The sequence below is a fragment of the Vallitalea maricola genome (assembly GCF_036985595.1).
In the GTDB taxonomy this organism is placed as follows: Bacteria; Bacillota; Clostridia; order Lachnospirales; family Vallitaleaceae; genus Vallitalea; species Vallitalea maricola.
Genome location: NZ_BTPU01000007.1, coordinates 54,699 through 68,726, shown reverse-complemented (window position 1 = coordinate 68,726; position 14,028 = coordinate 54,699). Strand labels below are relative to the sequence as shown.

The 14,028-nt window shown below is 29.9% G+C and carries 13 protein-coding genes; all 13 read right to left on the bottom strand.

What is annotated here, in order from left to right:
• Nucleotides 1-10 precede the first annotated feature (10 nt).
• The 13 genes from rsmB to AACQ14_RS02770 all read right to left on the bottom strand — a co-directional run bounded on the left by rsmB (nt 11) and on the right by AACQ14_RS02770 (nt 14,027).
• Nucleotides 11-1,396 (bottom strand): 16S rRNA (cytosine(967)-C(5))-methyltransferase RsmB, encoded by a 1,386-nt coding sequence (gene rsmB / locus AACQ14_RS02830; protein ID WP_339362047.1) that lies wholly within the window; start codon nt 1,394-1,396, stop codon nt 11-13.
• Nucleotides 1,389-2,090: a zinc metallopeptidase gene (locus AACQ14_RS02825; RefSeq protein WP_339362046.1), complete on the bottom strand. Its 702-nt coding sequence runs from the start codon at nt 2,088-2,090 to the stop codon at nt 1,389-1,391. The genes rsmB and AACQ14_RS02825 overlap by 8 nt, the downstream gene beginning before the upstream one ends.
• A 4-nt stretch (nt 2,091-2,094) precedes the next feature.
• Complete coding sequence (fmt, locus tag AACQ14_RS02820) at nt 2,095-3,030, bottom strand: methionyl-tRNA formyltransferase (RefSeq protein WP_339362045.1); 936 nt, start codon at nt 3,028-3,030, stop codon at nt 2,095-2,097.
• Between the two features lie 15 nt (nt 3,031-3,045).
• The gene (def, locus tag AACQ14_RS02815) at nt 3,046-3,498 is read right to left on the bottom strand and encodes a peptide deformylase (RefSeq protein WP_339362043.1); all 453 of its coding nucleotides are present in this window, start codon (nt 3,496-3,498) and stop codon (nt 3,046-3,048) included.
• Between the two features lie 54 nt (nt 3,499-3,552).
• Nucleotides 3,553-5,784, bottom strand: coding sequence for a primosomal protein N' (priA, locus tag AACQ14_RS02810; protein WP_339362042.1), 2,232 nt, complete (start codon nt 5,782-5,784; stop codon nt 3,553-3,555).
• 210 nt (nt 5,785-5,994) lie between these two features.
• Complete coding sequence (gene rpoZ / locus AACQ14_RS02805; RefSeq protein WP_339362041.1) at nt 5,995-6,240, bottom strand: DNA-directed RNA polymerase subunit omega; 246 nt, start codon at nt 6,238-6,240, stop codon at nt 5,995-5,997.
• Complete coding sequence (gene gmk, locus AACQ14_RS02800; RefSeq protein ID WP_339362040.1) at nt 6,241-6,873, bottom strand: guanylate kinase; 633 nt, start codon at nt 6,871-6,873, stop codon at nt 6,241-6,243.
• 50 nt (nt 6,874-6,923) lie between these two features.
• Complete coding sequence (remA, locus tag AACQ14_RS02795; protein WP_408647977.1) at nt 6,924-7,202, bottom strand: extracellular matrix/biofilm regulator RemA; 279 nt, start codon at nt 7,200-7,202, stop codon at nt 6,924-6,926.
• An 81-nt stretch (nt 7,203-7,283) separates the two neighbouring features.
• Nucleotides 7,284-8,159, bottom strand: a complete 876-nt coding sequence (locus tag AACQ14_RS02790) for a YicC/YloC family endoribonuclease (protein WP_339362039.1) — start codon at nt 8,157-8,159, stop codon at nt 7,284-7,286.
• 178 nt (nt 8,160-8,337) lie between these two features.
• A complete protein-coding gene (locus AACQ14_RS02785) occupies nt 8,338-9,546 on the bottom strand; it encodes a hypothetical protein (protein WP_339362038.1) in 1,209 nt (402 codons plus the stop codon).
• A 43-nt stretch (nt 9,547-9,589) separates the two neighbouring features.
• Complete coding sequence (locus AACQ14_RS02780; RefSeq protein WP_339362037.1) at nt 9,590-10,627, bottom strand: LacI family DNA-binding transcriptional regulator; 1,038 nt, start codon at nt 10,625-10,627, stop codon at nt 9,590-9,592.
• 32 nt (nt 10,628-10,659) lie between these two features.
• Nucleotides 10,660-13,176, bottom strand: coding sequence for a phosphodiester glycosidase family protein (locus AACQ14_RS02775; protein ID WP_339362036.1), 2,517 nt, complete (start codon nt 13,174-13,176; stop codon nt 10,660-10,662).
• Complete coding sequence (locus AACQ14_RS02770) at nt 13,173-14,027, bottom strand: carbohydrate ABC transporter permease (protein WP_113675666.1); 855 nt, start codon at nt 14,025-14,027, stop codon at nt 13,173-13,175. Before AACQ14_RS02770 ends, AACQ14_RS02775 begins: the two co-directional genes overlap by 4 nt.
• Nucleotide 14,028 lies beyond the last annotated feature (1 nt).

Sequence of the window (14,028 nt, the reverse complement as noted above, 5' to 3'; positions counted from 1 at the left end):
TTCTTCATAGCTAAGCTAAGAAGAAACCATCTGTGTCATAAAATCCAGGTAATAATTGAATATACCCCTTGTTATTATTATTGATTGTATTAGGTAAATTATCCTCAAAATCAACTAATTCAAAAGGGAAATTATCAGTGAACCACTTAACATTCTTTATGTTTTCTTCTGGATTAACAGTACATGTGCTATACATAAGTATACCACCTGTTTTTACATATTTGCAAACAACTTTTAATATATTCCTTTGAATGTCAATCAAATCATCTATATCTTTTCTTTCTACATTATATTTAATATCAGGTTTCTTTCTTATTATTCCAAGTCCTGAACATGGTACATCTGCTATTACTATATCAGCCTTTTCTATCATTGAACTATCAATCTCTAATGCATTATACTCTTTTATATCAACATTATTCAACTGTAATCTTTTTACATTTTCATCTATCAACTGTAATTTCTTAGGATAAATATCTCTAGAAACAACCCTTCCAGTATTATTCATCTTTTCTGCAAAATGAGTTGTTTTCCCTCCTGGTGCAGCACATACATCAATGACTAAGCTATCCTCTTTTGGGTTTGCCAACTGAGCCACTAACATAGAACTTTCATCCTGTACTGTAAATTTACCCTGGTTAAAAGCTTCCAAACCTCTAATACTGTTATAATTACTAATCTTCAAAGCATAATTAAGAAGCTTCCCTTCTTCCACATTTACATTAGAATCCTGTAATTGCTTCTTTAACTCTTCTGGATTAGTCTTTGTTAAATTACATCTAATATTGGTTTTAGCAGTTTTATTACTATTGATACACATATTTTTAACGGTTTCATAATCATAATGTTCCAACCATAATTCAACAATCCACATTGGAAAAGAATACACGATGGATAGATATCTAACTGGTTCATCCTTTTCATCAGGATATTGTATAGAATCTATATTTCGTGCTATATTCCTTAATACACCATTCACAAATCCAGATAGACTATTAAATTTTCTTTTCTTAGCTAACTTGACAGCTTCATTACAGACAGCTGATACTGGTACTTTATCCATGTATTTTATCTGATAAACTGATAATCTTAAAATATACAATATGATTTTTTTCATTTTGTTAGTTTTTGTCTTAGAAAATTTATTGATTATATAATCTATAGTTATTACATGTTCAACTGTACCTTCCACGATTCTAGTGATGAAAGCTCTATCTATCTTTGATATATCATTATGATTCTTGAAATACTTATCAATAGCAATATTAGTGTATGCTTTATCTTCGAATATACTTGTGATAATCTCTAACGCTACATTTCTAGCATTAATCTTGTTTACCTTATCATTACTAACTTTTGTCATATCTACCCCCGACGAACTCATCTTTTTAGTCATTTCTTCTACCAGCTATTAGCAGTAATCTTAATAAACTAGATATTGAAGCTGCCGCAGCCGCAACATAAGTGAGAGCTGCTGCCGATAGAACTTTTTTCGCTGGTACTATCTCTTCATAAGAAAGATAAGCATTGGACTCAAGTATCCCTATTGCACGATTGGAAGCATTGAATTCAACTGGTAAAGTAACCAATTGAAACAATACTACAGCTGCAAATAATATAATACCTAATTTCAGGAAAAATATATTTGCAATTAAACCAACTAATATTATAGGAAAAGCTAGTTTTGATGATATATTGACAACAGGGAAAATTGCATGTCTTATCTTCAAAAAAGTATATCCTGTATTATGTTGGATGGCATGACCACATTCATGTGCCGCAACGCCAACTGCAGCAATAGATTGATTATTATATACTGCATCTGATAATTTTAATACTTTTGATCTTGGGTCGTAGTGATCAGTTAATCTACCTCTCACATGCTCTACTCTTACATCATAGATTCCTGCTTGCCTCAATATCATTTCAGCAACATCCTTACCTGTATACCCTCTTGAATTTCTATAGCCAGAATATTTTTTAAATGTAGATGCTACCTTTGATTGAGCATATAAAGACAAAAGCATAGCAGGTACCAATATAATGAATGTAGGGTCATAAAAAAGACCATATGTGCCAATTCCCCTCATACTATCATCTCCTTCCTAGAATTTCTCCTACTTCTAGCTTATACCCTCTCAAAAAAGCGTCAGCTGACATTCTTTTTTTACCTTGCAACTGTACTTCTTTAATCAGTATGCATTGTTTTCCACATTTTACAATAAATCCATCTTTCAGAATATCAACAATCTCTCCAGGTTTACCGTCATATGAATCGTCTATTACTTTACCTGCCCATATCTTAAGTATCTTGTTACCTAGATAAGTATAAGCACTAGGCCATGGATTCAAACCTCTAATAAGCAATTCTATCTTATATGCTTCGTTCTCCCAGTTAATATTTCCCAAACTTTTTTCAAGCATAGGTGCATATGTTGATTCATCTGAATTTTGTTTTACTCTAATTATAGTATTATTTTGTACTTCTTTTAAAGTTTTAATCAATAATTTTGCACCAATATTCGATAATTTATCATGTAATGAACCACCTGTATCTGTATCTTCTATTTTAACAGCTTCTTTTAAAAGCATATCACCTGTATCTAGTCCAACATCCATATACATAGTTGTTATTCCAGTTTCAGCTTCACCGTTGATTATAGACCATTGAATAGGTCCTGCACCTCTATATTTAGGTAATAAGGAAGCATGAACATTAATACAGCCATACTTAGGTAGATCAAGTATTCGCTTAGGTAATATTTTACCAAAAGCTATAACAACTATAACATCTGGATTAATATGTTCCATAGCTTGGGTAAAGTCTTTTTCACTTAATTTTTGTGGCTGATAAACATCTATGTTATTGCTTATAGCTACTTCTTTTATAGGTGTAAAAAGAACTTTATTACCTCTTCCTTTTGGTTTATCTGGTTTAGTGACAACTGCAACTACTTCATGTTCAGAATTGATTAACTCCTGTAAAGTAGGTACTGAAAAATCAGGAGTTCCCATAAATACTACTTTCAAATTCTCACCTTCTTTTTAATCTTGTACTATATTTTCTGCTATATCAATAAATAATCTGCCTTTAAGATGGTCTGTTTCATGACATAATGCTACAGCCAATAACTCTCTTCCTTCAACAACAATCTTATCTCCATCTAAATTCAATGCTTCTACTTTAACATATTCAGGTCTTTTAACTTCTCCAGATTTTCCTGGAATACTTAAACAGCCTTCTGGATTTATTTGTTCACCTTTTGTTTTAACAATCTTAGGGTTAATTAGAACCATTGGACCTTCTCCAATATCAATAACCACTATTTGTTTTAAAATCCCTACTTGGGGTCCAGCTAGACCAACTCCATTAGCGCTTTTCATAGTTTCTATCATATCTGCAGCTAATACTTTTACATTTTCTGTGATTTCTTTAATCTCTTTACAGTTTTTCCTTAAAATCTCGTCGCCTTCAATTCTTATTTGTCTTAAAGCCATTATAAGAACACTCCTTTTAACTTTTTAATAAATTTTTTCAGTTACATTATTTATCTAATACGAAATCAATGGGTTAATATCCATTTGTATTGAAATATCTTTGTATTTAATACTAAGTCTTTCCATATATCTAATAATGAATTGCATCAACTCCTTATATCCATTACTTCTTAACAAAATTACTCTTCTATAATTATTTTTTATTTTAGATACATTAGCTGGTGATGGACCAATTACTTCAAGCCCCAATCTGGATGCAACTAATAATATATCATTTTTTAATTCAAAAGAGCTTTTAATTAGTTCTTTTGAATTAGTGGATTGAATTAACAACGCTAACAAATTGGAGAATGGCGGATAATTCATTACTTGCCTATACTTAATCTCAGCTTCATAAAATCCAATGTAATCTTGTTCCTTTGACTTTGTTATACTATAATGTTCTGGAGTATAGGATTGGATTATAGCTGTTCCCTGTAGATTACTTCTACCTGCTCTGCCTGTAACCTGTGTCAATAATTGAAAGGTTCTCTCCGAAGCTCTAAAATCACTCATATAAAGAGATAAATCAGCTGCTATTACACCAACTAGTGTAACATCAGGAAAATCATGGCCTTTTGCAACCATCTGAGTACCTATAAGTATATCTGCCTCACCATTTCTAAACTTCCCTAATATTGTATCATAACTATTTTTTCTTGCAGTCGTATCAAGGTCCATTCTTAAGACCCTTGCTGTAGGAAACTCTTTCCTAACATAAGATTCTACTTTCTCAGTCCCTATTCCAAATTGCTTAATGTACTTGGAATTGCATGAAGGACATTTACTTACCATATTAATTGTTTTACCACAATAATGACATATGAGTTTATCACCAAAAGCATGATATGTATATGGTATATCACAACTATCACATTTAATTACATACCCGCACTGTCTACAAGATACAAACCTTGAATAACCTCTTCTATTTAAAAACAAAATGATTTGTTCTTTATTGAATAATTTATTCTGTATTTCATTTCTTAGAGTATCACTGAATATTGATTTATTTCCATTAATCAATTCTTCACGCATATCAATGACCCTAACATCCAACTTATTAGTTGAAGCTGCTTTTTCTTTTAATTCCAATAAAGTATATTTACCTTCTTTAGCTAAATGATATGATTCCAGAGATGGAGTAGCCGAGCCAAGTACAACATCAGCACCAGTCATCTCACCTCTTTTAATGGCTACTTCTCTAGCGTGATATTTGGGTGATACCTCTGACTTATAACTCATTTCGTGTTCTTCATCAATAATTATCATGCCAAGATTTTTAAACGGAGTGAAAACCGCAGATCTAGGACCTATCATAATAGATATATCACCGTCTCTTGCTCTTCTCCAACCATCATATTTTTCACCAGCTGATAACTTACTATGCATTACACCTACCTGATTACCAAATCTTGATATGAAATTTCTAACTGTTTGAGGCGTTAAAGCTATTTCTGGTATCAGTACTATAGCCTGTTGCCCTTTCTCAAGAACTTTTTCTATTATTTGCATGTAAACTTCTGTTTTTCCACTACCTGTAATACCATGAATTAAATATACCTGACTCTCCTTATTCAGATTACTCAATACCTTGTTAATAACTTTTTGCTGCTCCATATTAGGTAGTTTGTTTTTACTTCTTTTTATATTATTAACATTATACGGTTCTCTATAAATACGTTCTGAATTAATTTTTATGATTCCTTTTTTCTCTAAGTTCAAAATTACTGCAGGAGATACATCAGTTTTTTTAATTATCGCACTTTGCTTACATTTATCACAAGCAAGCAAGTAGTTTCCAGCTCTACTTAAAGCCTTATAATTTTTTTTATCCCACATCTTTATATATGATTCTAACTCGTCAACATCTATTATTCTAATAATTTCTTTTTGTGTCTTTTCATTAACCTTTTTACCTATTGGAATTAATGTTCTAAGAGCTGATATTATGGTGCATGCATATCGTTCTTTCATCCAAACAGCTAATTTGATTAGATGAGCTTCTATGGACATGTTCATTGACGCTACACCTGTAATGTCTTTAATCTTATCCACGTCAAAATTAGGTTTATCAGTAAACCCTATAACATATCCTTTCAAATTTTTATTTCCTTTACCAAAAGGTATATCAACAACAGTTCCAATTACAATCTTATTTGTCAGGTTACCAGGAACATGATATTGAAATACTCTATCTAACTTCGAATGAGATATATCAACAATAATATCTGCATATTTATTCATATAATCTTCCTTTTATGTAAAACCAATAGAATTACTTGCTCTACAGCAATTATTTAATTAGGTTTATATATCAAACAATCACATACCATTATTTTCTTATTATAACATATGAATAACCATATAACAATGTAATAGCTTTCTTAAAAGAGAACTTTTATATAGAATAAAAAATCTTTATAAGTGCATAAAAAAAGGGGGTATCCCCCTTATTTATTGGTCATCCTCAACTATATCATGTGATACTATATCAATTTTGCCTTCATATAGTTCATTTACTGCATTTGATAAGGGTTTAGTATAATTATTACTTGATAATACTTCGTCCCCTCCAATAATCTCTCTAGCTCTCTTTGCTGAAGCAATAACGATTGAGTATCTGCTTTTTAGTTTTTCTTCATCACTACTCATTCTGTCATTGATTGTTGTCATTAAATCTGTGTAAGATGGATGTAACATCTATATCTCTCCTTTCAAAAGCTCTGCAAATTCATCTTTTAATCTATCTTTTAGTTCACCACTTCTATAAGCTCTTTTATGCTCTGCATTAATAATTGAATTAATGTCTTTTGCACATTTTTGCAAATCATCGTTAACAACTATATAATCATATTTATTGATAACTTCTACTTCTTCATATGATCTCTTAAGCCTTTTGTTAATGATATCAGAACTTTCTGTTCCTCTTTTTTCTAGTCTTGCTTTTAATTCAGCTGCACTTGGTGCTGTTATGAATATTAATACTGCATCGTCATATTGCGCTTTGACATCAAGAGCTCCCTGCATCTCAATCTCAAGAATCACATTTTTACCTTGCTCAAGATTATTTTCTACAAATTTTCTAGGTGTACCATAATAGTTATCGCAATAGGATGCCCACTCTATAAGTTCATTATTATCTATCATGCTTTCAAAGTCATCTCTAGTATCAAAAAAATACTCTCTTCCATGTTCCTCATATTCTCGTGGTGCTCTAGTTGTAGAAGATATTGAAAGAATATAATCTCCTTTTGATAAAAGTTCTTTAACTACAGAACCTTTTCCAGCGCCTGAAAAACCTGATATAATTATGAGTATACCCTTTTTATTCATCTAATCACCTTTAATTATGTTTTTTGTAATTTATTTTGGTTCTATATATGCTATAGCATATTTTTTTTATCCTCTTCAATTAAATCCGAATTATCTTTTATAAGTCTTTGTCCTACTGTCTCTGGTAGAATAGCAGATAATATAACATGACCACTATCCATTATAATAACAGCTCTGGTTTTTCTGCCATATGTTGCATCTATTAATTTCCCATCATCCCTGCCATTTTGGATAACTCTTTTTATGGGTGCTGATTCCGGACTGATAATTGCAATAATTCTATTAGCAGATATAATATTTCCAAAACCAATATTAACCATTTGAATCATTATTTTAATCTCCCTTACTATATATACTGAATTAAATATTTTATATGATTAGGTAATTTAATTCAACATAACATAGAATACTTATTCAATATTTTGGATTTGTTCACGGATTTTTTCTATTTCTGTTTTAAGTTCTAATCCATTAGTAGAAACTTCAATATCATTTGATTTTGATAAAATCGTATTTGATTCCCTATTCATTTCTTGTAAAAGGAAATCAAGTTTCCTACCAATAGGAATATCTTTATCTAAAGTACGTCTCATATGTTCAATATGGCTCTCTAGTCTAACAATTTCTTCATCCACACAACATTTATCAGCAAATATAGCAACTTCTACAGCAAGCCTTGCTTCATCAATAGTACTATTCAATAAATCATTTATTCTATTTTCCAATTTAACTTTGTACTCTTCAATAACATATGGTGCTCTAGTTTTGATATTGGAAACTAAATTATTGATAGTGTCAAGCTTCTGTATTATATCTTTTTTCAATAATTCGCCTTCTGTTGTTCTAGTAGAAATAAGCTTTTCTATAGCTATTGTCAATGCCTTCTCCATTAGATTCCATAATAGCTCTTCATCAACATCCTGTTCTTCTATAGTTATGACTTCAGGATATCTAGTGATATTAGATACTTTTATATCGTTATCAAGTTCAAATTTCTCACTGATGATATCAAAGTACTTTAGGTATTGTCCTATCAAATCTTCATTAAGCTTTATACATTCATTCCCTTCAGAATTATCTTCATAAGAAATGAATATATCGACCTTTCCTCTAGATACCTTTTTCTTGACAAAGTTTCTAATATTATTTTCTAGAAAGCTTATTTTCTTTGGCATTCTAACATTAATATCACAATATCTATGATTAACAGATTTGATTTCAACTGTCATTTTTCTATCATTAGATACATATTCTCCTCTACCAAAGCCTGTCATACTTTTTACCATTTTAATCACTCATTTCTATGATATGAGTCAAAATTTACCAAATTTTAATTCATATTCATTGGTATTATCCTTATGGTATTATACCTTACTATAAATATCTAGTCAACACAGGACAAGGAAAAAAACACTAAAATAATAAAGGCTCTTTCCTTATTGAAAAAAGCCTGTTTTATTACAATCAATTATTTAATAATTTGTTGACGAACTCTTTATTCTTTTTCAATTGATTTATAGAATTTATATAATAATGCTGCCTAGCTTTAAACAATGTAAATCTGTCAAATTCCTTGTAGTGATTGATATAGTCTAATAATCTGTTTCGTAGTTTTTCTACGTCTTCCAAGTTAAATTCATTGAGAGCATTTACTTCGTTTATAATTTCATTAACCTTTTCAGCCATGTCATCATATCCAATCATTTCACTCATATAATCTGATAAGTCCTTTAACTGTTCCCTATTGATGGCTTTTTGATTAGTGAACATATTCCATTCCATGATAAATCTCTTCAAATTCTTCTCTAGGTAGAATAAGAAATCTGCTTTTGCTTCTACTGGAGGTTCATGAATTATTGTTACTGCCTCGTCTGTTAGAAAATATGCTTTGAACATTTCATCTTCCTTATGTATATCAGCTTTTTCATTACCATTAGCATATATCAATCTGCTAGCTAATAATAATGAGAAATCTTCACCTCTTGGGACATCCTCTGGATAAAACATTTTTCCTGCGAACTCTTTTCTGATTATCATGTTTCCACCGAAACCAAATAAAGTTTCTTTTATATTATCATCTTTGGTAAGTCTTATAATATCATTATCCATAGAGGAAAATTTTTTCCAGCTTCTTAATTTATCTTCTGTTTTTATTCTTATGGTGCCATTTTTTTCATAAGGTGCAGTAAAGATATACTTGTCCTCATTATTATTCAATACTTCTTTTATATAAACCATATAATCTTTTCTCAATAATTCATCATCATCAATCTGAATAATTATATCTTCATCCAACAAATAAGGAATCATGAATCCTAATGTCCTTATTTCAGGATATCCTTTAACAGAGAAAAATTCATTTTTAGTATTTTTTCTATAATTATTGATATCTGTATTAGTATATATTGAATTAGGGAATCTACAAGTATTCATGACTCCTGCTACTTTATCTCTAATGATACTATCTTTCGTTGTATCTTCATTAGTTCCTATTGCAAATATATATATTTTAAGATTATCTTCATCATCTACTTTCAATTCATTAACACTTCTTATTGTATTTACCAATGTGTTATCGTCTTCAAAACTCTCTAGATCTGTTGGATGATCGAATACATTTATCTTATTTTTATCAGTATCAATGTAAACATTGATTACCATAGCAAAATTCATATTTCATTAATTCCTTTCCTGTAAAAATGTATGCTATATGAGGTTATTCCTCAATTTTTCTAGTAGTATGGCGATATATTATTTTGGGGTCAAATATAATTTTTGTTTCACCATTATAATTATCTTCTTCATTTATCATACCTATCAATATCTCTATTGCCTTATAGGAAATATCCTTGGCATTCTGTTCAACTGTTGTCAAAGATGGAACAGTGTATTCTGAAATGGGTATGTTATCAAATCCAACAACCTGTATATCTTCTGGAATGGATATCCCCTTTTCGTTAAGAGATTTTAGTACACCAAAAGCTTTTTCATCTCCAGACACAAATATTGCATCTGGCAATTGACCCTCTTCAATTATTTGATTACAAGCTGTATATGCTTCTTTATATGACTTGATTCCTTCATATATAATAAAATCCTGCTTTTGTAATTTATTATCCAGAACAGCTGTATAGAATCCTCCTCTTCTTTCCTCATTAGAAATATACCTATTACTACCAAGGAAAAAAAGGATGGATTTACAACCACTTCTAATAAGATATTCTGTAACAAGATATGATGCTTTATAGTTATCAATTTCAACAAATGGATTTTCAGGATAGTTATAATTCTTTCCTATAGTTACATAGGGAATACCTAATTCCTGAAATAATCTTATCTTATTATCATCTTTTTGAATATTAAGGATTATAGCACCATCAACAAAACCTGATTTTAGAAGATGTATATTCTTTTTATTTTCTTCTTCATCATCCATATTGAATTGAAACATGAAAACATTATATTCATAAGCAGAAGCTTGATTAATAATGTTCTGGAACATATTTGAATACCATTGTCCTGGATATAGGTCTTGTTGTTTCTCAATAACAAGTATAATATTCTTTGCTGTCTTCTTTCTAAGACTCTTTGCATATATATTTGTTTCAAAACCAGTTTCTTTGATGACATCATTAATAATTTTTCTTGTTTCCTCTTTTACGTATTGTCCGTTGTTGATAACTCTTGATACAGTTCTAACAGAAAAACCCGTCCTCTTAGCTATATCCTTAATGGTTAAATTGTTTTTTCCCATTTCTTCCCTTCTTTCTATTGGAAAAAATTATTCTATTTCATGATTAACATAGAATTTATTGGTCTGATCATTCCTGCTGACGAAAGATCTGATGTACATGGATAACTTAGTTCAAGTAGTTGATTCTTATAAATCATACTTAGACAGCTAGAAGCTCCTCCGTCTAGATTCATTACCCAATCAACTGCTCCTACTTCTTTTTCTAGAATACTGATTATTTCATTAAAATTAGCTCCACAACTTTCTTTTGTTCTTCCAGAAAAAACAAACACAAAAAATTTATTAGTTCTAGTTAGACCCACAACTGTTCTAGGACCTCTAACCCAATCTTGTACTTGAGTCTCTTGGGTCTGCATTGAAAGAGGATGAAACCATCCTTCCCTTTTGAATGATTCAGTTTGCGCTTCTTTATTAGAAACCAAATTCTTACCATTTTCAACTAGCAGTGTAGCTCCACCATAAACCCAACTAATATCATCCCATTGCCCTTGGGTCATATCCTCAGGCTTTTCAAGATATACATTCAATTTATAAGGTTTAGTAATTTTATAATAATCATCATTAATACCAGTCAATCCAAGTGCATCAACTAACCTTTTTATATAATCACCCGCAACTGACAGAACAACTCCTATACTAGGTATAGATACTTCTCCATATCTTACACAAACTATTTTATTATTTATTATAACAATATTTAACCTCTTTTTACCATATAAATAGGAAAAATTTCTATAATCTTCGTTATTCTGGCTAAAATTCTGGTTATCAATATATGGTGTAATTATATTGACATTTCCATTGTCACTATTTACATTATCTCTATCCCATGTAATTTCTTCATTGTTGATTATTATCTTACCACCTTGTAAATTTCTTCTACCGAAAATTACTTGGCCGGACTTGGTACAACCTATAAATGCTTTATTATATAATGGAAAAAATTCTTCTCTGTTAGTATCTTCATTTACATACTTGTATCCAAGGAAAATCTTACCTACATTAATCTTTTCATTTGGAAGTTCTTTTCTTGTAAAATTATAAGCTTCAACAATGTTATCAGTGGCAAAATATAAAAAATTACAACAATATCTTATATCTACTTCTATATCATTCTTAAAATACTCCCTAGGTGAAATCAAACTTTTATTTAATTTTTCTGCTTCTACAGGTTTTAATGAAACGTTATCATCAAATAACAATCCTGTTACAAGTACATTTTTATTGTGTTCATGATTGTAAACATCATCTGTTGTCTTTTCTATACTATCTGCATTATAATAACATGAGATATATTTGCCGTTAAAATGATTATTGATAAATTCATATAAGATTTCTCTTTCTGCAACTTTATAATCTACTTCACTTTGCTGTTTATCTATTAGAAACTCAGGAAAATCATCCCTCTTCATACTTGTTGAATAAAAATTCATATATTTAATGGGCAGCAAGTTATTAATATCCTCACCCCACTTAAATAACTCTCTACATCTATTTATGCCATATTCATTAAGTAAATAATTAAAATGAAATAAGCTCATAGTTATTCTTTCATTACCGGTAAAGTCATAATCACAATCAAACTCTTTTATGACATAACCTATTATATATGGAATATTACTGCTACCGTTTCTATAAATGTTAGTATATCTTGAAACTACTACATTTTGAACAGTAGACAATATAAAGTAATCAAAAGAAACATTTTTCAATGAAAATATATGTTTCTCACCTAGACCTATAACAAGTGTTTTATTGCTGGAGGCTTTACCAAATAATATGGCATCTTCTTTCTCCAGTTTACTGAAATCCATTCCTACAGAAGTATTGTCATATATTTTTATTTGTGTATTCTTTTTAATTGAGTCATTAGATCCTATCATAGATTGATTACCCATAATATGATTATAATCATCAATGGTTGCTTCATCATGAATACTACTTTTTTTAACATAGATAACTATTTTTTTATCTCTAAACTCTAATAACTCATTGTTGACGATTAACTGCAAAAGACTTAATAATTGTCTATTGTTACCTGCTAAAAATATAAGTTCTTCTGCAATAATCATCTTAGTTTTCAACAGTTCCAACTGATTGATTACACTAGTATTGTATCTTATTTTGTTGGGTATACCGCTATAAATTAAATTCATAATGGCATCATCAAAATTCAAATTTACTAATTTATTAGTTGAAATATACTCTTCATTAAGACTATAGCTACCATAAATATCTTTCATATCTTTATCAAATATTTCTTGTCTAATATTATGTATATCACCATATATCTCTTCATCTGTATAATCTTCCAAAAGAGTAAAATCCATAAAATAATCTTTCAGCTTATTATAATAATGTTGGTAACGGTATTCATCCACTTTGTTTTTACTATATGCCATATCCAAAGCATAATCAATTATTACTTCATTACCTTTTGCCTTATCTATTTTGACAGAACCATAATTGTACCTTAAATATTGAAAATAGCCTTTTGTTAATTTCCTCTTATAGGCTCCTGCAACATAATTTTGTTTATAAATCATCATTCTTTTACTCCTCCATCAAGTATACCTGATATTATTTTTCTTTGGAGTAATAGAACAACAATTATCAGTGGAACTGTTATTACAATAGAAGCTGCACACATGGTTCCCCAAGGAACAGTATAATCCGTTTGATAAAGAGTGATTCCTACTGTAACCGTACGTCTAATCTTTAATGGATTCAATACTTGTGCAAACAGATATTGATTCCATGCAGTTATGAATACAAGTATGCTTACAGTAAATAATCCCGGTGCAACAAGAGGCATGATAATTTTATAAAAACATTTAAAAATAGATGCTCCATCAATCATTGCACTTTCTTCTAAAGTATTAGGTACTGATTTAAAAAATGTTGATAAGAACCATACTGCCATTGGCAATTGTGTGGTTGTGATAGCTAATGCCAATCCCCAATATGTGTTAAGCAATCTAAGATTCTTCATCATTTTATATATAGGATTAATAATTGTTATTGGTGGTAGTAAAGTTATGCTCAGCAGCACTAACATGAATACCTTTTTCCCTTTTATATCAGTTCTTGAAACAGCATAGCTTGCTAAGCATCCTATTGACACTGACAGTGCTGTACTTACCAATGAAATAACTGTACTGTTTTTCAAATATAGCAAAAAAGGTTGTCTTTCAAAGACATCTATGTAATTCTGCAATGTCCATTCTGATGGCCAAAATGTGGGAGGAATGCTGAATAGATCTTTCTGATTCTTAAACGAATTTAAAAATTGCCATATAAATGGGAATATGATTCCACCAACAAAAAATATGAAAAATAAGGCAAACAAAACTCCTTTAATATATTTTTTTAGTTTTATTGATTTAGTATTTTTTTTCATC

Bases quoted from the DNA above. Each gene is read 5' to 3' on its own strand.
- remA (WP_408647977.1), bottom strand. From the start codon at position 7,202: ATGATTCAAATGGTTAATATTGGTTTTGGAAATATTATATCTGCTAAT.
- def (WP_339362043.1), bottom strand. From the start codon at position 3,498: ATGGCTTTAAGACAAATAAGAATTGAAGGCGACGAGATTTTAAGGAAA.
- AACQ14_RS02775 (WP_339362036.1), bottom strand. From the start codon at position 13,176: ATGATGATTTATAAACAAAATTATGTTGCAGGAGCCTATAAGAGGAAA.
- AACQ14_RS02825 (WP_339362046.1), bottom strand. From the start codon at position 2,090: ATGAGGGGAATTGGCACATATGGTCTTTTTTATGACCCTACATTCATT.
- AACQ14_RS02770 (WP_113675666.1), bottom strand. From the start codon at position 14,027: ATGAAAAAAAATACTAAATCAATAAAACTAAAAAAATATATTAAAGGA.
- priA (WP_339362042.1), bottom strand. From the start codon at position 5,784: ATGAATAAATATGCAGATATTATTGTTGATATATCTCATTCGAAGTTA.
- rsmB (WP_339362047.1), bottom strand. From the start codon at position 1,396: ATGACTAAAAAGATGAGTTCGTCGGGGGTAGATATGACAAAAGTTAGT.
- AACQ14_RS02780 (WP_339362037.1), bottom strand. From the start codon at position 10,627: ATGGGAAAAAACAATTTAACCATTAAGGATATAGCTAAGAGGACGGGT.
- AACQ14_RS02790 (WP_339362039.1), bottom strand. From the start codon at position 8,159: ATGGTAAAAAGTATGACAGGCTTTGGTAGAGGAGAATATGTATCTAAT.
- gmk (WP_339362040.1), bottom strand. From the start codon at position 6,873: ATGAATAAAAAGGGTATACTCATAATTATATCAGGTTTTTCAGGCGCT.
- AACQ14_RS02785 (WP_339362038.1), bottom strand. From the start codon at position 9,546: ATGAATTTTGCTATGGTAATCAATGTTTACATTGATACTGATAAAAAT.
- rpoZ (WP_339362041.1), bottom strand. From the start codon at position 6,240: ATGTTACATCCATCTTACACAGATTTAATGACAACAATCAATGACAGA.